This window comes from Halobacillus litoralis, assembly GCF_009856415.1.
In the GTDB taxonomy this organism is placed as follows: domain Bacteria; phylum Bacillota; class Bacilli; order Bacillales; family Halobacillaceae; genus Halobacillus; species Halobacillus litoralis_C.
On record NZ_WMEZ01000002.1, the window covers coordinates 771,473 to 791,186 of the forward strand.

The window sequence follows — 19,714 nt, forward strand, 5'->3', positions numbered from 1 at the left end:
ACGCGTTTCCGCCTTGCATCTGTTAAGATAAGTGTAAAGACACTTGGAGGGGATAGAATGAAACGTGCTTTAATCATCATCGATTATACGAACGACTTTGTAGAAAATGATGGGGCGTTGACCTGCGGACCACCCGCACAAGTTCTGGAAAAGTACATTCATGATGTAACGGAGACATTTATGAATGAAGGAAATCTTGTCGTATTCGGAGTAGACGTTCACGAAGAAGGGGACCCTTACCATCCCGAGACAGACCTCTTCCCTCCCCATAACATCCGTGGAACGAAAGGACGGGAGTTGTACGGATCACTTCAAAGGCTCTATAAAGAAAATAAGCATAAGCCCAACACCCTTTACATGGATAAAACCCGTTACAGTGCTTTCGCTGGAACTGATCTGGATTTAAAGCTGAGAGAACGCGGAATCACCGAACTCCACCTTGTTGGAGTCTGTACAGATATCTGTGTGCTCCACTCAGCAATCGATGCTTATAACCTTGGTTATCACATCCATGTCCACAAAGATGGAGTGGCAAGCTTTAATGAAGCCGGCCACACATGGGCTCTATCACACTTTGAGTCCACACTGGGGGCGAAAATTCTATAACACTAAATCCCCTGACTGAAGGCCGCTTTATAGAGCAATAGGTTCAAAACTAGAATTCCAACCATTCCCAGATGATAATTAAACACCCGTTGATGCCGTCAACGGGTGTTTTTGTGCTCGTTATTTTTCTCTCTAGGAAACTTGTGGTATAGTATTTCGAGTGTCTAATGAAATCATAGAAAGGAAGAAGAGACGATATGCCACTGACCTCTCGTCCTTCCCAGGAACATTTTCGTACAGTATTCATTTTAGCTGCTACAATCTTAATTGTTGTTATGAACACAACGATGTTCAACATCGCTTTACCAAATATATTAAAAGATTTCTCGCTCATGCCTTCAGAAGGAGCCTGGATTGTTTCCGGCTATTCGATTGTGTTAGCCATTTTCACAATTACCTTTACGCGCTTGTCTGACTATTTGCCAATCCGGACATTATTAACGATAGGGATCTGTATTTTCAGCCTCTCTTCCATTATCGGATTTTTAGCAGACAGTTATCTCTGGTTGTTGATCGCTCGGTTATGTCAGGCTGCAGGAGCGGCATCGATTCCTGGTTTATCCATGGTCTTTGCCGGAAGGTATATCCCTATGACGAGACGAGGAAGCGCCTATGCACTGATTGCCTCTGCAACCTCCTTAGGGTTTGGACTAGGCCCCGTTATTGGCGGGTTGATTACAGACTACCTCGATTGGAACTACCTGTTCATCGTGACGATTATGGTTTTCATTGTCATTCCAGTCTTGTACAAGTTCATGCCTGTTGAAAAAGCTGAGAAAGGGCATTTTGATGTCATCGGAGCTTTGTTATCCGGAATCAGCGCCACCATGTTCTTGCTTTATATTTCAACATTAACATCCTACTACTTGCTGGGTGGACTCCTGTCTGCTTCTCTCCTATGGTGGAGAATCAATCGGACGAAATCGCCTTTCATCCAACCAGAACTTGTAAAAAACAGCCATTACCGCCGCATTGTCTTTACAAGCTACATTGGCTTTACTTTGCATTTCGCTGTGCTTTTTCTAATGCCGATCATGCTGGAGCAAGTGTATGGACGCGGGGCAGCCGCCATCGGATTTATCATTTTCCCTGGCGCTATGCTATCAGCAGCTGCCGCGATTTACGTAGGACGACTGATAGATGCCTACGGTAACATCAAAATTTTATTCTTATCTCAAGTCCTACTGATGATTTCAGCCTTCATTTTCTTTTTCCTGGCAGGAAAGAGTCCGTATATGATTATGATTGCTTATATGTTTACGAGTTTCGGGTTCTCCAGTTTATCTTCAAGTTCGACCAATGAAGTTTCCCGAATCCTGCCTAAAGAACAGATCGGTGCCGGAATCGGTCTTAAGCAACAGATGCAATTCATCGGTAGTGCGACCGGTTCTGTCCTTGCCGGTATACTATTAGAGTTTAGTGCTCAACCTTATACCGCCAAGAACTTTATCCTACCGTTCGGTTCCCTCATCGTTTTAATGACGGCCTCCACCTTGGTTCTGTGGCTGTATTCATACAAGATCAGACGGTTGGAATTTGTTCAAAAAACTGATATTTGAAATCCGGATATAAATCGAATATGATGGAGTATGGACATTTCTGTTATTTACTACTGTATAGATATAAATATTAGGAGGAATCACTTATGAGCTCAAAAGATTACCGAGTTCTGCTGTATTATAAGTATGTCGACCTTCCTGACTATGAAGAATATTGCCAAAACCATCTGAATTTCTGTAAAGACCTTGGTTTGAAGGGACGTATCATCGTTTCTCACGAAGGGATTAACGGAACGGTTTCAGGTACCGTTGAACAAGTGGAAGAATATATGAACTATGTACGCTCTGATGAGCGTTTTGCAGATATCCACTTCAAAATTGATGAGCATGAAGGACACGCTTTCAAGAAAATGCATTGCCGCGTGAAGCCTGAGCTAGTCAACTGGAGTATTGAAGAAGACGATATTGACCCCAAGACGTTCGGTGGTAAACACTTAAAACCTAAAGAGTTTAATGAAATGCTGAAAGATGATGACACCATCGTCATCGACGGACGTAATGAATATGAATACCGCATCGGACACTTCCGCAATGCGATCCAGCCGGATGTTAACCACTCCCGTGAGTTCCCTGAATGGATCGCCGAAAATGCCGACCAGTGGAAGGATAAGAAAGTCCTCACCTACTGCACTGGCGGAATTCGCTGCGAAAAACTGACAGGTATTCTTAAGAAAAACGGAGTCGAAGATGTCTATCAGCTTGAAGGTGGAATTACCACTTACGGCAAAGACCCAGAAGTCAAAGGCGAGCTCTTCGATGGAAAAATGTATGTATTTGACGAGCGTATCTCTGTTCCGATCAACCAAGTAGAAGAAAAGGTCATTTCAGAGTGCGAACATTGTGGAAAAGCAGAAGATCGTATTATTAACTGCAGTAACCCGGTGTGTAACCGTCAATATGTATGCTGTAAAGAGTGTGAAGAAGAGCAACATGCCGCATGTACAGCAGAATGTAAAGAACACCCAGAAAACCGCTGGGACGTTGTCCGCAAGAAACAAATTGATAAATATGACCGCATTAACGGTTAACTCTCATCCCCTCTCTCACATCCGTGAAGAGGGGATTTCTTATATCATACATATGCTCCCTATTCTTGAAGACTCAGTTTCGAGACTTTTGTTGAGTGGGTGTGGCTGCGGGGGATGGCTCGCTTTCCGCGGGAGCGCGGTGAGCCTCCTCGGACTGCGTCCTGTGGGGTCTCACCATGCACTTTTTCCCACAGGAGTCTCCCCATCCCCCTCCGCCCCTTGCCATATAAGTATTTCGAAACTACTTCAGAAAATAGTGAAGCATACTATATTAGGGTGCAACTGCTAAAAAGGGTATATTCTCCAACACTCCTGCAACAAGAGTGATTTTGTCTATATGAAAGCGGTAAGTTGAAGACTCTCACCCTTGGGATAAGGGGAACGTTTTTCACACACACATCCAATGGGGTGGTTGGGAAACTGCGTTACACCCGTGGGAGAAGGAGGTAGGCGATATCCCGCAGGAAAGCGAGTAGCTCCCAACCACCCCTGCTGCTCAAAATAAGCTACGAACCTCGAAACGTATCGATTTCGAGTCTTCAAGAATAATGCTATATCCTTTAATCATTGATTACTCTATGAGCGGCGTGGTAGGTGGAGCCTATGCCGCGGTCGAAAGATAAGGCGTGGCGGATGGCACTTGTTACGAATGACTTCGCCCGTCTGACCGCTTCTTCGACAGAATATCCATTGGCAAGTTCTGCCGTAATGGCAGCGGAATACGTACACCCTGCCCCACTCGTATGAATGGTCTCCACTCTTTCGGTTTCAAGTTCGGTGATACTTGATCCATCATAAAGCATGTCGACCGCCGGGTATCCTTTTAAGCTCCCTCCTTTTACAAGAACATACTCTGCCCCCAGGTGATACAGGTCCCTTGCCACGACTTTCATATCTTCAGGAGTTTCAGGAACCTCACATTGAAGCATCCTTGCTGCTTCATGTAAATTAGGGGTGACGACTTTTGCCAGAGGAACAAGTTCTTGTGTCAGGGTTTCAATCGCCTCATCTTTTAATAACTGAGACCCCATCTTCCCAATCATTACAGGATCCACCACTACATTCGTGACTTCAGACGCTTTAATCAGACCAGCCACTTTTTTTATAATATCCTCGGTGAACAACATGCCTGTTTTAAGAGCATCGACTCCGACATGTTCGAATGAAGCATAGATTTGGGCTTCTATGGCATCCATTGGCTGCGTGAAAATCCCTCTTTCTGTTTGTTTATTATTCGCTACAATAGCTGTAACAGCACTCATTCCATATACATTGAATTCTTGGAACGTCTTAAGATCTGCTTGAATGCCGGCACTTCCCTGTGCAGCTGAACCGGCGATTGTTAAAACTTTTGGTATACTCATCCTGCTTGTCCCCTCTCTTTCATCTATAGAAATTGTATCAATTATAGAAACATGCTTCTATTCAAAAAGCCTTTTCATCTTGTAAAATTTAAGTAAGGAGGCCGATTTATGCAGCCATTCACTCAACGTATCATTCAAATCATCCATAGTATTCCAAAAGGACGTGTCATGTCATACGGGCAAATTGCGGCATGTGCTGGGAACCCCCGAGCAGCAAGACAAGTGGCCCGTGCGCTTCACAGTATGAGTGATAAACACGACCTTCCCTGGCATCGTGTCGTCAATGCCAAAGGGGAGATTGCTGTGAAGGATCCTTCTAGACAACGAAAGCTCTTAGAAATGGATGGCGTTGTAGTCATTCATGATAAAATATCAATGAGAGAATACCAACACGATGATCCACTCTGTTTTGAAGAATAGAAATGGAAACATTAAATCTATGAAACTAACGAAGGATGTTACTCATGTTCGAAGTGAAACCCTACCCGGAATTATCCTGGTCTCTGTCCAGGCATAAAACGATGTTATCCTGCCTAAGGAAATATGCGTACGATTATTATGTATCCCATAATGGATGGCTCCGTTCGGCCGATACTTTGGCCAAACAAGCGTACCGATTGAAAAAAATGACCAACTTGGAAATGCACTTCGGAAGTGTGGTCCACGATTTGATCTATCAGACCATTCAATGCGTATTGAAGAACCAACCGGTCATGACTGAACAAGATTTCATGGATGAAGTCCGCCATCATTTGAACCGCGGGTTTATCGAATCTACGAAGAAAGAACATTTATGGATGAACAGGCCGAAGCATTATACGATGCTTCACGAAATTTATTACAGTCAGACAGACACTCTGCCAGAAGCCAAAGTGCGCAAAATTACCGATCGCCTACAGAAAACGGTCTCTAATTTTTATTCAAGTAAAACCTTTACAGATGTGCAGAACAAGGAACAAATGAAGTTCATGGAATCTGAAACTTTCCGTTTCCTCAAAACGGATGAAGCCAAAGTTTATATTGTGATGGACCTTGTGTACAAAGATCTCGATCATGACAAGTGGATTATTGTCGATTGGAAAACGGGAAAAGCATCCGATGAGGACCGGAACCAACTTGCCCTTTATGCCCTTTATTTGCAAAACAAGCACGAAATTGAATCCCTTGACGATATCATCATTCGAAACGAATATTTAGTTGATGGTACACATGTCGAACATCAATTAACAGAGCAGGACCTGATCAATGTCCAACATCTGTACCAGATCAGTATGGAGCAGATGAAACTCTATTTAGAAGATGCAGTGAAAAATGAACCCCTCCCTATCGATCAATTCCCTATGCAGGATGACCCCAGGGTCTGTGCACGTTGTAACTACCAGGAGCTTTGCTTCCCTTCTTGATGGCAGGTCCGTATGTTTACCAAATACGGAAACGGGCTAAATAAGTATTGTAAACTTATTAACCAGAAGGAGTCGTGATTATAGATGAAAGTACTCGTAGCAGGAGCAAACGGAGATACAGGACGACTACTTATTCAAAACTTAAAAGCTGATGGTCACGAGCCGTTCGGCATGGTACGGAAAGAAGAACAAAAAGGGACGATTGAGAAGTTAGGTGGTACCCCCGTACTGGCAGATCTGACAAAAGATGTCGGTTATGCGATCAAAGGAATGGACGCTGTCATGTTTGCTGCTGGATCAGGCTCAAGCACAGGTGCTGAGCAAACAGAAGCCGTGGATCGTGACGGAGCCATCAACCTTGCGAAAGCAACAGAAAACCTCGGCATTAAGAAATTCATTATGTTAAGCGGCATGGGGGCTGGAGATCCAGAACGAGGCCCTGAAGAATTGAAGCATTACCTTGAAATGAAAGGGGAAGCAGATGACTTCCTGAAGTCCACCGAGCTTGATTACACCATCGTACGCCCAGGCGGTTTGACGAACGATGAAGGGACCAGCAAAATACAAGTCGGCGAAACTGTTGAAAGAGGGACAATTCCTCGCGCAGACGTAGCTAAGACAATGATTGCATCCCTGCAGGAACCAAACGCTTACCATAAAACATTTGAGATGATTTCAGGAGATACTCAAATCGAAGAAGCCCTGAAGACACTATCATGATCAGACTGCTCAACCACCTCAAGTGGTTGAGCTTTTTACATATCCCTCTCCCTTACACTCCTATAAAACCCTCAAAAGGAAATTATATACATTGAACATGAAGGTATTTTGCTATAATGTAAGTAATTGGCGCTTTAAAGGAGTAGTGAATATGAAAGGTTCGTTAATTAAACAACACCGCAAATTCAAGAATTTAACATTAGAAGATCTTGCATCCGGTATTTGCTCCGTATCCTACTTGAGTAAAATTGAGCATGATATCATTAGTGCCAGCGATGATATATACCGTCTTCTTGGAGAAAGACTGAACATTAAGCTAACCGACATCAACGAAGAGTTTGATGAACAGATTCATAACGCCCTCCTTGAATGGAATTATGCTGCACAAATGAGAGACTTTCCTCTAATGGATGAATTATATGAAAAATGTAAAACATCTTTAGAAGACAACCAAAACATTGAACTCGTTAATTTATATCAAATTATAGAAGTACGTCACATCATGACTAAAGAAAGAAAACCCATTGATGAGAAAAAACTGAAAGAAATTCGTACAACTTATGAAGGTGCAACAAACGAATATAAATTTTTCTTCCACAAAATAGTAGGAGTTCATCACCTGTTCTTAGGAGAATTACCTCAAGCTTTGCACCATTTCAATGATACTGAGAAACTAATGAAAAAATTACCAATAGACGATGGTGAAGTCTACATGCATTTAGCTCTCACTTATTCAAAGTCAAGAGCATATGTCGAGTCTACCCATTATGCTTTCCGTGCATTAGATCTATATAAATCTACATTGCATTATTCACGGATGGTCGATTCCTATATCATTATCGCCATCAATTATAATTCATTAGGCGCCTTGCAAATTGCTGAAGAATATTTGTTGAAAGTTTTAAGGATAGCAAAATACCATCTTCCCATCCATGAAACCCGCCGAATATACCACAACCTTGGAAGTAATTATATCAACCAAGAAAAATACGACCAAGCATACCATTACCTCCAAAAAGCATATGACATCGAAACAGAGGAAACTCCCTTCAAAGCAGCTACCATATATATGCTTGCATTGGCTAGCTTCCATAATAGGGAAAAACAATTGTGTGAGGAGTATATTCACCAGGGAGAAAAGATAGCCGAAGAAAATAATTACCTTAAATATAAGCATAAGTTTTATATTTTAAAGTACATGCTTAATGAAAAAACCCTAAATGAGGAGTTTATTAAAAAACTAGAAGACATAATTATTCCTGATTTCAGAAGGCTTAATGAATATAAAGATTACAAAGAATTTACAGAAATGCTAGGAAATCTATTTTATGAAAAACGTATGTACAAAAAGGCTGCTATGTATTACAAAGAATCAAATAATTATCGTGATACTCAAAAGAAAGATCTTCTGTAGAAAAAAAGGTCGGAGGGCACATGCCTCCGACCTTTTTTACATTCGTACAATATTTTTCTCCCAATTTTTAAATTCAAGCTCATCAAACTTGGCGCTCATCTTTTCATCATTAATATAAAACAGAGCTTCTTCTAATGAACAGTCCACATCCGCTTCACAATGGATAGCAGCAAGCTTTCTGGATAGATGCAGCATATCCAAGTTGTCTTCAATCTTCGTACGCTGCCCCTTCGTCAGTTCTTCGATATTCTCCAGGATTCCTTCGATGGATCCGTATTTAAGGAGAAGCTTCAGAGCGGTTTTCTCTCCGATTCCTTTTACACCAGGGTAGTTATCACTTGAATCCCCCATGAGAGCCTTCAAATCAATCATTTGCTGTGGCGTAATTCCTTTTTCTTCTGTAAAGGATTCCTCTTGATACTCTGCATAATTGCCATACCCTTTCTTCAATAACACGACATGCACATTGGGTTGCAACAATTGTAGAAGGTCCTGATCTCCCGTTAACAGGAAGACTTGAGAATGTTCACTGTACGCTCGACTCAGCGTTCCCATGCAATCATCCGCTTCATAACCGACTTGCCCAACATTAGGAATATCGAGAGACTCTACAACTTCTTTGGCTAAATCAAATTGTGGAATCAATTCTTCTGGAGGAGCTCCCCGATTCGCTTTGTAGTCGGGAAAAAGATCATTACGGAACGTCTTACTTCCCATATCCCAGCAGCAAATCACGTGTGTGGGCTGGTAGGTTTCTATTGCCGTGAACATGTGTTTCATCATGCCATAGACCCCATTGGTCGGCATACCTTTGCTGTTGATCATATAATAATTGCTCATAGCTGTCGCATAAAACGCACGGAAAAGCAACGCCATGCCGTCTACGAGCATCACTCGATTCGTTGTTGTCATTATTTACTAACTCCTTTTGCCTATGAATAGTTCCATTATAACAATCTTTCTCCTGTGTTCGTACTAGAAATTTTCACATATTTGTCTGTAAATTGACAATATTCTGTACAAGTGATAATTTAAAAAGTAAGCGCGCCTACTTACATAAAACTTTTTGTAAGCGGTTGCATAAGTAAATTACTAGGAGGATGTTTTTTATGGTATATGCTTTTCCTAATACAAAAGGATCTAAAGTTCAGTTCAAGAAACGTTATGACAACTTCATTGGCGGTGAATGGACAGCGCCTGTCAAAGGACAATACTTCGATAATGTCACCCCTGTAACAGGACAAACGTTTTGTCAGGTTGCACGTTCGACGGAGGAGGATATCGAGCTTGCCCTTGATGCCGCACACCAAGCGAAGGATGCCTGGGGAAAAGCATCCGTGACGGAACGTTCTTTGGTTCTTAACCGCATTGCAGACCGTATGGAGGAAAACCTCGAAAGTTTGGCTATTGCGGAAACGTGGGAGAACGGAAAAGCTGTCCGTGAAACTTTGAACGCTGACCTTCCCCTTGCTGTTGATCACTTCCGTTATTTCGCTTCGGTGATTCGTTCTCAAGAAGGATCCATCGGTGAAATTGATAACGATACAATCGCCTATCATTTCCAAGAGCCACTAGGAGTCGTCGGTCAAATTATTCCATGGAACTTCCCACTGTTGATGGCGACATGGAAAATAGCTCCCGCTCTCGCTGCTGGGAACGCGATTGTCCTGAAGCCTGCGGAACAGACACCAGCATCCATCATGTACCTGCTGGAACTAATTGAAGATTTGTTGCCTGCAGGGGTATTGAATGTCGTCAACGGTTACGGTTTAGAAGCTGGGAAACCGTTAGCTCAAAGCCCTCGCATTAGTAAAATCGCTTTTACTGGGGAAACAACGACCGGACGAATGATCATGCAATATGCCTCTCAAAACATCATTCCTGTCACCCTGGAGCTTGGTGGGAAATCACCGAACATCATATTTGAAGATGTCATGCGTGAAGATGACGATTTCTTAGATAAAACGATCGAAGGAATGGTCATGTTTGCTCTGAACCAGGGTGAAGTATGTACATGTCCTTCTCGTGCCCTCATTCAGGAGTCCATCTATGACGAGTTTATGGAACGGGCTATCAAACGCGTCAAAGAAATCAAGACAGGGAATCCGCTTGACCCTGAAGTGATGATGGGTGCTCAAGCTTCCTCTGAACAACTGGAGAAAATCTTGTCTTACCTTGAAGTCGGTAAAGAAGAAGGAGCCGAGTGCCTCACTGGAGGAGCACGCAATCAAATGGAAGGTGACTTCAAAGAAGGATACTACGTGCAGCCGACCGTATTTAAAGGCGATAACAGCATGAGAATTTTCCAGGAAGAAATCTTCGGTCCAGTCCTATCTGTAACGACATTCAAAGATAAAGAAGAAGCGATGAAGCTCGCCAATGACACGCTTTATGGCTTGGGGGCTGGTGTGTGGACACGTGATATGAATACAGCCTACCGTTTTGGTCGCGGAATCGAAGCCGGTCGTGTTTGGACCAACTGTTACCACGCCTACCCTGCTCATGCAGCCTTCGGCGGATATAAAATGTCCGGTGTCGGAAGAGAAAACCATAAGATGATGCTCAGCCATTATCAACAAACGAAAAATATGCTCGTCAGCTACAGCCCGCAGAAGCTTGGATTCTTTTAAAAAAAGCGTGTGAAACTGCTTGATTTTCGGCACAACGAAAGGAGCTGAAAAGATGGTTGAACGTGTAAAAGCAACAGACGCCGCTCTTGAGCTGATCGAGATGCTGAAAGAAAAGCACGGATCCCTTCTTTTTCACCAATCGGGTGGGTGCTGTGATGGCAGCTCGCCCATGTGCTATGAAGAAGGAGATCTTTTGATTGGCAGTCAAGATGTTTTACTTGGAAGAATCGGAGATACCCCTTTTTACATCAATAAAAAGCAGTATGATTACTGGAAGCATACACAGCTGATCATTGATGTCGTGGATGGACGCGGTGGAATGTTTTCACTGGAAGGTGTCGAAGGAAAAAGATTCCTCACTCGCTCGCGCGCGTTTACAGATGAAGAGTACAAAGAACTGAAGGAAACCATAGATTCATAAAAAGGAAACGTCCAGGATAAGTCCTGGGCGTTTCTTACTCTTTAACCAAGGTTTTTCTCTATGGTTTGGTGATCCCAATAAGCCAGATTTCCTTTGACCTCTAAAATGAGCTCATTTTCTTCAATCCCGCCTCCATTTAATGAACCCCTTTTTCTTACTACGTTCCTTTTCAGATCAATGAATAACTGTATAAGCACCTGTTGTTTTTCCATGTCGATGATGTTGACCTCTCCATAGTGAGCCGTAGAATCGATTTTTACATAATCATATTTTAGCGATAAGGCTAACGATGCCCGTGACGTCCAATTCTCCTTCATGGAATACCTCTCCCCTTATCCTGTACCGAAAGTGTCTTCTACGATTACTTTGAGTATTTGTACACCCGTACTTTTTCTGTCATTGTACAACCGCAGTTCTCAAAAACTTTCAACATCGGCTTGTTATGGACGCTTGTTGCCCCCACACTATAGGACGCATGGAAACGGTTTTTAAGGACGTTCAACCCCTCCTTATATAAGGCCGTTGCTTTGTTCTTTCCTCGTTCTTCCGGAACCAAACCAAAGTAAAAAATTCTCCCTTCCTCCTTTGTTCCTGGTTCAATATGTGGCATGATCACTCCTATAGGGATACCATTTTCATAAGCCGTCAAACAGGTATCCACATAGCCTGGTCCCAATTCTTTTTTGACGGTCTTCATTTGTTCGTCCATATTTAAAGATTGTGGAGCGTTCAAGGACCCTTCCATCGACCTGCGCCATGTTTCTTTGAAAACGACTTCCTCTTCCTGTCTGAGCGATGTGCATTCAAAAGTTCGTGCTTCCTCATTCACCATACCTATCTCGTCTAAACCACAACGGACAAAATAAACGTCATCATGGTGTTTGAATCCAAGACCTTTTATGTATTGGGTTGTTTCTTCTTTAAAGGTGGAGGAAACAAGGATTGTCCGGTTTTTCACTCCATCATACTTTGGATCTCTTACAAATTTAAGAGCCAGTGATTGCATTTCTTCATTTGTGAGATCCCGTGTCTCTTCAATGGTTACGAAATTTTCTCCTTCAACGAATTTTACCTTTTCATAAAGTCTACCCATCATTCTTCCGCCTCCCTTTCATCTATCGTACCTTACATTTTCAAACATATCATTTCCCAATAAAGGAATGGACCCGTTATGATACAAGCAAGGAGAGTGATAAAAATGAACAAAGAAATTCAATTAGTTAAACGACCAGAAGCCGCTCCTACGCATGAACATATTAAAATCGCAGAAACGGAGCGTCCGGTCCCATCTCAAGGGGAAGTCCTCGTCAAACTGCTTTATGTTTCCGTCGATCCTTACATGAGAGGCCGCATGAGCGCCGCTAAATCGTATATCGCTCCTTTCCAATTGAACGAACCTATGGAAGGCGGGGTTGTTGGGGAAGTTGTGGAATCGAAAGCAGATGCTCTACAGGAAGGTGACATTGTCACAGGCATGCTCCCGTGGAAAGAGTATGCAGCAGCTCCAGCAGACACGCTCAGAAAAGTTGATCCAAGTCTTGGACCCGTCACTACATCTCTAGGAATCCTAGGTATGCCTGGATTAACAGCATATTTCGGACTGATGGATATTGGACAGCCAAAAGAAGGCGAAACATTAGTCGTTTCAGGAGCTGCCGGAGCCGTTGGTTCTACTGTTGTACAAATAGGTAAAATATCAGGCTGTCATGTGGTCGGCATTGCCGGTTCAGATGAAAAGTTAGCCTACTTGAAAAATGAACTTGGCGTTGACGAAGTCATCAACTACAAAACTGAAAGCGTGCCTGACCGTCTGGAAGAAGCTTGTCCAAATGGCGTAGACATCTATTTTGATAATGTCGGAGGCGATATTTCAGATGCTGTCTATCCATTGTTGAACAAATTCGCGCGCATCGCCCAGTGCGGAGCCATCGCATCCTACAACGTCCCGAACGATCAAGGACCACGGATGCAGATGCATTTAATTAAATCCAGCGCCCTCATCAAAGGGTTCACAGTCGGAGATTATCAGGACCAATTTAAGGAAGGCTTTTCCCACTTAGCTCAATGGCTACAGGAAGGCCGTTTGAAATATGAAGAAACGATCACAGAAGGATTTGAAAATATTCCAGATGCATTCTTCGGGTTATTTGAAGGAGCGAACCTAGGTAAACAACTTGTCAAAGTTGCAGAACCCTCTCAAAAGTAATAGCCGATAAAAATCAAAATAAAAAGGACGGGGAAACGTGATTTCCCCGTCCTTTTTCAATTATATTAAGACTCACCATGATGAATGTAAATGCCGATCTCTTCTAAAGCCTGATGCAAACCTGCCTTCGTATGTACGTGAGTGAAATCGACACCCATATCTACAAGAGATTTTGCTGTTTCCGGCCTTAATCCTGTTAAAGTCGCATGAACACCAACAAGTTCAAGGGCATGAACAACCTGATAAATGTAGTTAGCGATGAGCGTGTCAATCACCGGAACACCGGATACATCAATAAAAATGTAATCCAATTCGAATTCCGAACTCTTATTCAATGAGGTTTCCATGATTAATTGGGCTCGATTGGTATCCACTTCTCCGATTAATGGAAGCACAGCCACTCCCTTTGTGATTGGTACAACGGGCACAGACAGTTCAGCCATCCGCATTTCCTTTCTTTCCCATTCCAAGCGGATATTTCTGGAGTACGTTTGACTGAAGTGTTTCGTAATTTCGTCTAATACTTCATTAATGGTTTTGCAGATGTGGACAACCGTGGAAGAAGAAAATTGATCGTTGGATAATTCTTCAGAAAATATCCCCCAAATCGCTCGACGAACAAAGTTCATCGTTCGAAGGGATTGATCCAGCTCGACTTCCGCCTCTACCTTCTGCTCCCCTTCACGATCTGCCCACATTTCAATGTGATGCATGGAAGAAGGACCATCCCCCGTAATCACTTCACCAATATAGGAGAAAAGCTCTTCCCAATTCGCTGTTCGGATGGTAGCAGATCCAAACTCCTCTGTTTTTAATTCTCGCACTCGATTAGCTAGGTTGTCCGAGTTTTTTGCGATCTTTTCGCCGATATATGTAATTTCTTCTCTCATCTTGGAAACCCCTCAACTCATATTATTATCCAATAATAATGTAACACAGAACACTAGATAAAACGAACGTCCTCCGGTATGATAAAGGAAGTTTACGCATAGGAGGACACTATGAATAAAGTATCGTTCGTCTTGTTTCTGATTTTATGTTTATTGTTTCTTTCTCATGGTCTTTATCAAGGGGTTGCCAATGACCAGTGGACATCCCTAACCTTCGCCATCACCGTTATCGCCCTCGGTTCATACAGCATGTTGAGAAAAAAACAAAAATAATTCTTCCCCACAATAGCTCCCGCTTGTTGAAGACTCAGTTTCGAGATCACCGGGATTCGTTTTCCAGATTGAGCATAAGGGGTGGTTGGGAAGCTACTCGCTTTCCTGCGGGAAAAGAGTGCTAGATGAGACCCCGCAAGGCGTCAGCCTGAGGAGGATTATCGCGCTCCCGCGGAAAGCGAGCTATTCCCCGTAGCCCCTATCCACTCAATAAAAATCTCGAAACTGAGTCTTCCACAATCCTGCCATTTACCATAATAAAAACCCTCGTTGATGAGGGTTTTTATGCGTATCTAGGAAGGTCGTAGCGGCCGAACCATTGGTGTCTGTGATCAGAAAACCAGCGGTATAACGGAGAACCAATCCGGTCAACTCCCGGAAAGGAAAGAAGAATGCCGATCACAGTGAATAAAGGCAAAGAAAGAAGCAGTTTCCGAATGGTTTCAAAACCTTGTTTCACTTCTCCTTCTTTTGTCAGCATATGAATCTCATCCAGCGTATTGCGCCCTTCCAAGTAAGGATACTTCCCCGTCCCTTCTGTTTCCTGGACAGCTACCCATTTAATCTGATGAAGGAAGTCAAACGTTCGGAACGTTTTCTTCACATAAAAACAAAACGGACACTGTGCGTCATAAAAAACGATATGTTTTTTCATAAAACCAAACACTCCTTTGAATTATTGAGCGTTCTCTTGTAGTTCAACCTTCACCCAGCCTCTAACTGCGTTAATCATCCATATTTCATCGAACTTGTGGATATCCTCTTTATAGAGAATCTTTTCTTTCAGTTTTCCACATCTTAATAAGTTTTTCCTATACGTTCCTGCTAGTAATCCACATTCAACAGGAGGGGTGTAGTATTGATCTTCGATGTTAACGACGAGATTAGCTATTGTGAATTCCGTCAATTCACCTCTTCGATTCCATAGCAACGTCGCTTCCGCTTCATCGGATTGATGACGATGATAGACATCACGATGAGTCGTTTTGTGATACAGAAAAGGATTCTCTTCATTTATAGGATCTTTAGATAAAATCCCGGTTACACATGAAACGGGTGGTTGTACACCATAGACTTCTATATCAGCTTTCCCTTCTTCGTCAACGAGCATGCGAGTTTTATAGAGACCATTTGGATATGCGTTAGCTATTAGAGAACATTTCTTTTCTAAATCACTTCTTTTAATGGGATAGGCAAAATACGAAGCCGATGCCATCATTCGGTCCAGGTGGTCGCCAAGTAAGTCAATCGATCCATTTTCCAACTTCATCGTCTCCAAAAGTTGAAATCTTGGTCGATCTTCTGTGAGGAGACGCGCCTTCGTCTGCAATTCCTCAAACTCTCCTTCAGAAGTAGAGTCCCACGTAATGCCCCCGCCTGTACCATAAACGGCTTTTCCTTGTTTTTGATCAATCATGACCGTACGAATAGGGACATTGAAAATAGCTTCTTTGGCTGGCGTCATATAACCGATGGCTCCGCAATACACTTCACGAGGGGAGTCTTCCAGCCTTTGAATATATTCCATGGTCCTTACTTTGGGAGCTCCCGTAATCGACCCACACGGGAACAGCGCTTGAAATAATTCGTACATCGTGTAATTTCCAGGTAAACGTCCTTCCACAGTCGAAGTCATCTGATGGACCGTTGGATAGGTTTCCACTTCAAAGAGATTAGGGACATGGACACTGCCAGGTACAGCGATTCTACCTAAATCATTTCTCAACAAATCAACAATCATAAGGTTCTCGGAGCGTTCCTTTTCTGATGACTGAAGATGCCGGCGCAAGGATTCATCCTCTTTTCCATTACGCCCTCTTGCTGCTGTGCCTTTCATCGGCTTTGTTTTCAATTGGTTTCCATCCACTCGGAAAAACAATTCCGGAGAAGCAGAAAGAATCCGCCTCTCCCCCATGTTCAAGTAGGCACTATAGGAGGACTGCTGATTCCTCACAAGTTTTCTATAAAAAGTGTAATCATCCCCAGTGAAAGAGGCCTCCAATCTGGTTGTAAAGTTCACCTGATACGTATCGCCTCGTTCAATCCCCGCTTTCACTTCTTCTATTCCTTTTTGATAGGAAGCATAATCCCCACGCAACTTCCAGTTGGATACTTGAAAAGGCGCAGAATCTGCCTGCTGCTGACCGGTTTCACATCCATCGAACACTCCCAACCACACAAGCGGCCATTCAGGGTGAGGGTGAACGTGGAGGGCTTGATCAAAAGCTGGGGCAGCTTCATAGGAAACATAACCAGCTACATAGTACCCCTCTTCAAGCCTTTCTTCCACTCGCTTGAAGACTGCTTTCACCTCGTTCACATCATCGGTAGTGAGAATCTCAACAGGGTGTTGAAACACTTTAGGGTCCGGGTCTCCTTGAGCATTTGTGAATTCAAATTGTAAAAAAGGGGAGGTTGTCATACGCCCACTTCCTCTCTTCTGCTTGCTTTACAGCGAACAGCCCGGTTATAAAAGTTTTGAAGCAGATCATACCCGTGTTCCGTCAATATGGACTCCGGATGGAATTGGATACCTTCCATCATCTTATTCCGGTGGCGTACACCCATAATGACCCCATCTTCAGAAAGGGCCGTTACTTCAAGCTCTTCCGGCAATGAAGGTAAATCTGCCTGCAGAGAGTGGTAACGGGTGACTCGGAATGATCCGGGGAGCTTGCGAAACAGGGTCCGGCCATCATTCGTAATTGTCGTGACTTTCCCGTGCATCGGTTGATTTCCTTTGACGACGATTCCACCAAAATGTTCAACCATCAGTTGGTGGCCCAGACAGATGCCTAATAAGGGAATTTCTCCCCCAAAATGGTCCAGGACATCCTTGCAAATCCCTGATTCTTCCGGCCTCCCCGGTCCTGGGGAAAGAACAATAAGACTCGGTTCGAGCGAACGGATCTCTTCAATCTGCCATTCGTCGTTTCGTTTTACGACGACTTCCGAATCCATCTGTTTGAAGTATTGAGCTAAATTATATGTGAATGAATCATAGTTATCGATGATTATGATCATAGTTGCGGACACCTTTCATCCTTGATATATGTCTATTATACTACCGCCTGCTACGTTTTCCATAGAAGATAAGAATGGAAAGTCATCACTTTGTAGTGCTTCAAAGGAAAAAAGCATCGAAAATATCAGTCTCATATATTAGAATATATAGAAAGATATCGTCGTTAGGGTGACTGTCATGAAATCAGAATTGCTAAAGTCGAAGAGTATATGGATTAAAATCGTTCTCATATTGATTGGCATGACGATGCCACTCTGGCTAAGTGTTGAGAGATCAGGCCTTGCAGCTATAATCGAAAGGCTTCAGACTGCTCCATCAGGGTCCACACTGATGATGGCTGCGTTCGGACTCGTCATGTTAAACACTGTGCGAGCCCTCCCCCATTACATTGGTGCTCTTCTGCTCGGAGATGAACTTGGAGTAAGGTTGAATCGGCCTTGGTTGAAAGTTGCCGTCCCTGTAATAATCATCCCGTTGGTTTACGCCATGATTAACGGGTACAATTCAATCAACTATCATTTCGGAGGCCCGGCCATTTTTCTTTTATTATCGATCGCCGTTCTTCATTTTTTAGGAAATGGTCAATTACGCCCGGTTTTCAAAGCTTTCATTCTCGCCCAATTGCTATTCGGTTTCCAGTGGTTGGATACAGTACTTTTCCTAAGCGCTTTCGGATTCGGTGGCGGGGAAATTTCTATGGAAGTGAAAAGAACGGCCGCGGAGTTAGGGTTCGGAAGCACCTTGAGTTTTTACAGCCTCGTCTTTTTTGCTGTATTCATCGTAAATGCTACTTTCCTTGCCGTGTACTTAACTGTTGCTGAACAAAAAGCGAAAATGAGACAGGACTTGGACATCGCACGGCTGGACATGGTAGAGTCACGCTCTGGGAGAGAAGCGTTACATCTCGTCCATGACCTGAAAACTCCATTGTCCCTGATGGAGGGGCTGAACAGTCTTATTCAAATGAAAACAAAGGATGACGAAATCCTTCAATACACCAACAAAATCTCCTCGTCCATTCAGGCGACCAGCGATATGGTTTCTGAAATCTTGTATCACGAGAAGAAAAATTGGTGCACATTGAAAACGTTCATCGAATATGTACGCGCGAATAAACTATCGGACTCAGCAACCATCTATGCGTTCGATCTAGACGCCGATGAAAATATTGAAATCTATATTAATAAAATTAGAATGACACGAGCGCTTGTCAACTTGATTGATAATGCCAGTGATGCGGTGGAAGGAAAAAAAGACGCTAAAGTAACCATTGCTACAAAAGTGGAACAATCAGGCATTCTCATTGGTGTAAAAGACAACGGCCATGGCATCAGCCAATCCAATATCAATAAAATCTGGAATGCAGGATACAGTACGAAATCCCATCCTGGTGTTGGGCTGACATTCGTTAAAAATGTCGTCAAAGAGCATGGTGCGGAGCTATCTATTGAAAGCGAACAAGGAGTCGGAACGACATTCTGGATCCATTTACCGAAGGAGAGAGTACAAGATGAAAATATTGATCATGGATAATGACGAATCCTTACGTTACATGCTGACAGAGTTTTGTAAACATGCCGGGTGGGAATCGGAAACGGCAGTGAACGGTCGCGAAGGTGTTGATATGTTCTTAAAAGGAACGTATGACGTCATCCTGGTCGATTATCACATGCCCGAAATGGATGGCCTTCAAACGGTCAGGGAAATCCGTAAACACAATACCGTCGTCCCTATTCTCGTGCTGACAGTTGACGAACGGCAGGAAGTGGCGGATCGCTTCCTGGAAGAAGGCGCCACCGACTTTGCCTTAAAACCAGTAAAAGCCCCCGACCTCATTTCCAGAATCAAGCTGCATGCACAAATTGCTAATATGAAAAACAAGAAGGATGACGATGATGATGTATTCACCGCCAAAGGAATCAGTAAAGGAACATTAAGTTCCATTTCCAACTACTTGCAGGAAAATCGTGATGCCTATCCTGTGGACGTCATCTCAAAAGACATCGGCCTTGCCTACCCGACCGTATACCGATACCTCATGCATTTACTAGAGGAAGGCAAAGTCAAGCAAGTGGTCAGCCATCAGAGAATCGGCCGACCAAAAAAGCTTTACAAGTGGTATGCCCATTAAGTGTCTCTCATGTTCAGGAAGGGTATACCACATAGAGATGCATA

General features: G+C 43.3%; 21 protein-coding genes. 13 read left to right on the forward strand and 8 right to left on the reverse strand.

Annotated elements, in window-relative coordinates:
• Positions 1-57 precede the first annotated feature (57 nt).
• From GLV98_RS09210 to GLV98_RS09220, 3 genes are all read left to right on the forward strand, one after another.
• The gene (locus GLV98_RS09210) at positions 58-606 is read left to right on the forward strand and encodes a cysteine hydrolase family protein (RefSeq protein WP_160914271.1); all 549 of its coding nucleotides are present in this window, start codon (positions 58-60) and stop codon (positions 604-606) included.
• A gap of 197 nt (positions 607-803) precedes the next feature.
• Positions 804-2,165: an MFS transporter gene (locus tag GLV98_RS09215; protein ID WP_160914273.1), complete on the forward strand. Its 1,362-nt coding sequence runs from the start codon at positions 804-806 to the stop codon at positions 2,163-2,165.
• An 86-nt stretch (positions 2,166-2,251) separates the two neighbouring features.
• A complete protein-coding gene (locus GLV98_RS09220) occupies positions 2,252-3,193 on the forward strand; it encodes a rhodanese-related sulfurtransferase (protein ID WP_160914276.1) in 942 nt (313 codons plus the stop codon).
• A 560-nt stretch (positions 3,194-3,753) separates the two neighbouring features.
• On the opposite strand, the gene thiD is transcribed toward GLV98_RS09220, so the two are convergent.
• The gene (thiD, locus tag GLV98_RS09225; RefSeq protein WP_160914278.1) at positions 3,754-4,557 is read right to left on the reverse strand and encodes a bifunctional hydroxymethylpyrimidine kinase/phosphomethylpyrimidine kinase; all 804 of its coding nucleotides are present in this window, start codon (positions 4,555-4,557) and stop codon (positions 3,754-3,756) included.
• 108 nt (positions 4,558-4,665) lie between these two features.
• Between thiD and GLV98_RS09230 the strand changes: the two genes are divergently transcribed.
• From GLV98_RS09230 to GLV98_RS09245, 4 genes are all read left to right on the forward strand, one after another.
• The gene (locus GLV98_RS09230) at positions 4,666-4,977 is read left to right on the forward strand and encodes an MGMT family protein (RefSeq protein WP_160914280.1); all 312 of its coding nucleotides are present in this window, start codon (positions 4,666-4,668) and stop codon (positions 4,975-4,977) included.
• 44 nt (positions 4,978-5,021) lie between these two features.
• Positions 5,022-5,960, forward strand: coding sequence for a PD-(D/E)XK nuclease family protein (locus tag GLV98_RS09235; RefSeq protein WP_160914282.1), 939 nt, complete (start codon positions 5,022-5,024; stop codon positions 5,958-5,960).
• Between the two features lie 84 nt (positions 5,961-6,044).
• Positions 6,045-6,680 carry an SDR family oxidoreductase gene (locus tag GLV98_RS09240; protein WP_160914284.1) on the forward strand — a complete coding sequence of 212 codons (636 nt, stop codon included), beginning with the start codon at positions 6,045-6,047 and terminating at the stop codon, positions 6,678-6,680.
• 151 nt (positions 6,681-6,831) lie between these two features.
• Positions 6,832-8,094, forward strand: coding sequence for a helix-turn-helix domain-containing protein (locus tag GLV98_RS09245; protein WP_160914287.1), 1,263 nt, complete (start codon positions 6,832-6,834; stop codon positions 8,092-8,094).
• A 36-nt stretch (positions 8,095-8,130) separates the two neighbouring features.
• Here the strand turns inward: GLV98_RS09245 and GLV98_RS09250 are convergent, their stop codons facing one another.
• Entirely contained in the window at positions 8,131-9,006 is an 876-nt protein-coding gene (locus GLV98_RS09250; protein WP_160914289.1) for a 5'-3' exonuclease, read from the reverse strand.
• Between the two features lie 197 nt (positions 9,007-9,203).
• Between GLV98_RS09250 and exaC the strand changes: the two genes are divergently transcribed.
• Together exaC and GLV98_RS09260 are read left to right on the forward strand one after the other, a co-directional pair.
• Positions 9,204-10,724, forward strand: a complete 1,521-nt coding sequence (exaC, locus tag GLV98_RS09255) for an acetaldehyde dehydrogenase ExaC (RefSeq protein ID WP_160914291.1) — start codon at positions 9,204-9,206, stop codon at positions 10,722-10,724.
• Between the two features lie 52 nt (positions 10,725-10,776).
• Positions 10,777-11,145 (forward strand): DUF779 domain-containing protein, encoded by a 369-nt coding sequence (locus tag GLV98_RS09260; protein WP_160914293.1) that lies wholly within the window; start codon positions 10,777-10,779, stop codon positions 11,143-11,145.
• Positions 11,146-11,186: 41 nt separating this feature from the next.
• Here the strand turns inward: GLV98_RS09260 and GLV98_RS09265 are convergent, their stop codons facing one another.
• Both GLV98_RS09265 and GLV98_RS09270 read right to left on the reverse strand, forming a co-directional pair.
• Positions 11,187-11,462: a hypothetical protein gene (locus tag GLV98_RS09265; RefSeq protein ID WP_160914296.1), complete on the reverse strand. Its 276-nt coding sequence runs from the start codon at positions 11,460-11,462 to the stop codon at positions 11,187-11,189.
• Between the two features lie 44 nt (positions 11,463-11,506).
• Positions 11,507-12,241: a GNAT family N-acetyltransferase gene (locus tag GLV98_RS09270; protein ID WP_160914298.1), complete on the reverse strand. Its 735-nt coding sequence runs from the start codon at positions 12,239-12,241 to the stop codon at positions 11,507-11,509.
• Positions 12,242-12,343: 102 nt separating this feature from the next.
• Between GLV98_RS09270 and GLV98_RS09275 the strand changes: the two genes are divergently transcribed.
• Positions 12,344-13,351 carry an NADP-dependent oxidoreductase gene (locus tag GLV98_RS09275; RefSeq protein WP_160914300.1) on the forward strand — a complete coding sequence of 336 codons (1,008 nt, stop codon included), beginning with the start codon at positions 12,344-12,346 and terminating at the stop codon, positions 13,349-13,351.
• Positions 13,352-13,416: 65 nt separating this feature from the next.
• Here GLV98_RS09275 and GLV98_RS09280 read toward each other — a convergent pair whose 3' ends face one another.
• Positions 13,417-14,241, reverse strand: a complete 825-nt coding sequence (locus tag GLV98_RS09280; RefSeq protein ID WP_160914302.1) for an STAS domain-containing protein — start codon at positions 14,239-14,241, stop codon at positions 13,417-13,419.
• Positions 14,242-14,352: 111 nt separating this feature from the next.
• On the opposite strand from GLV98_RS09280, the gene GLV98_RS09285 reads away from it, so the two are divergent.
• Entirely contained in the window at positions 14,353-14,514 is a 162-nt protein-coding gene (locus GLV98_RS09285) for a hypothetical protein (protein ID WP_160914305.1), read from the forward strand.
• A 283-nt stretch (positions 14,515-14,797) separates the two neighbouring features.
• On the opposite strand, the gene GLV98_RS09290 is transcribed toward GLV98_RS09285, so the two are convergent.
• Genes GLV98_RS09290 through GLV98_RS19975 form a run of 3 tightly spaced genes read right to left on the reverse strand, consistent with a single transcriptional unit; the run spans position 14,798 to position 17,538 of the window.
• Positions 14,798-15,169, reverse strand: a complete 372-nt coding sequence (locus tag GLV98_RS09290; protein ID WP_160914307.1) for a thiol-disulfide oxidoreductase DCC family protein — start codon at positions 15,167-15,169, stop codon at positions 14,798-14,800.
• Between the two features lie 21 nt (positions 15,170-15,190).
• Positions 15,191-16,936: an aminodeoxychorismate synthase component I gene (pabB, locus tag GLV98_RS09295; RefSeq protein ID WP_202409970.1), complete on the reverse strand. Its 1,746-nt coding sequence runs from the start codon at positions 16,934-16,936 to the stop codon at positions 15,191-15,193.
• Positions 16,933-17,538, reverse strand: a complete 606-nt coding sequence (locus tag GLV98_RS19975) for an anthranilate synthase component II (protein ID WP_202409971.1) — start codon at positions 17,536-17,538, stop codon at positions 16,933-16,935. Before GLV98_RS19975 ends, pabB begins: the two co-directional genes overlap by 4 nt.
• A gap of 178 nt (positions 17,539-17,716) precedes the next feature.
• On the opposite strand from GLV98_RS19975, the gene GLV98_RS09300 reads away from it, so the two are divergent.
• Positions 17,717-19,072 carry a sensor histidine kinase gene (locus tag GLV98_RS09300; protein ID WP_160914309.1) on the forward strand — a complete coding sequence of 452 codons (1,356 nt, stop codon included), beginning with the start codon at positions 17,717-17,719 and terminating at the stop codon, positions 19,070-19,072.
• Positions 19,050-19,670, forward strand: a complete 621-nt coding sequence (locus GLV98_RS09305) for a response regulator (RefSeq protein WP_160914311.1) — start codon at positions 19,050-19,052, stop codon at positions 19,668-19,670. The genes GLV98_RS09300 and GLV98_RS09305 overlap by 23 nt, the downstream gene beginning before the upstream one ends.
• Positions 19,671-19,714: the final 44 nt, after the last annotated feature.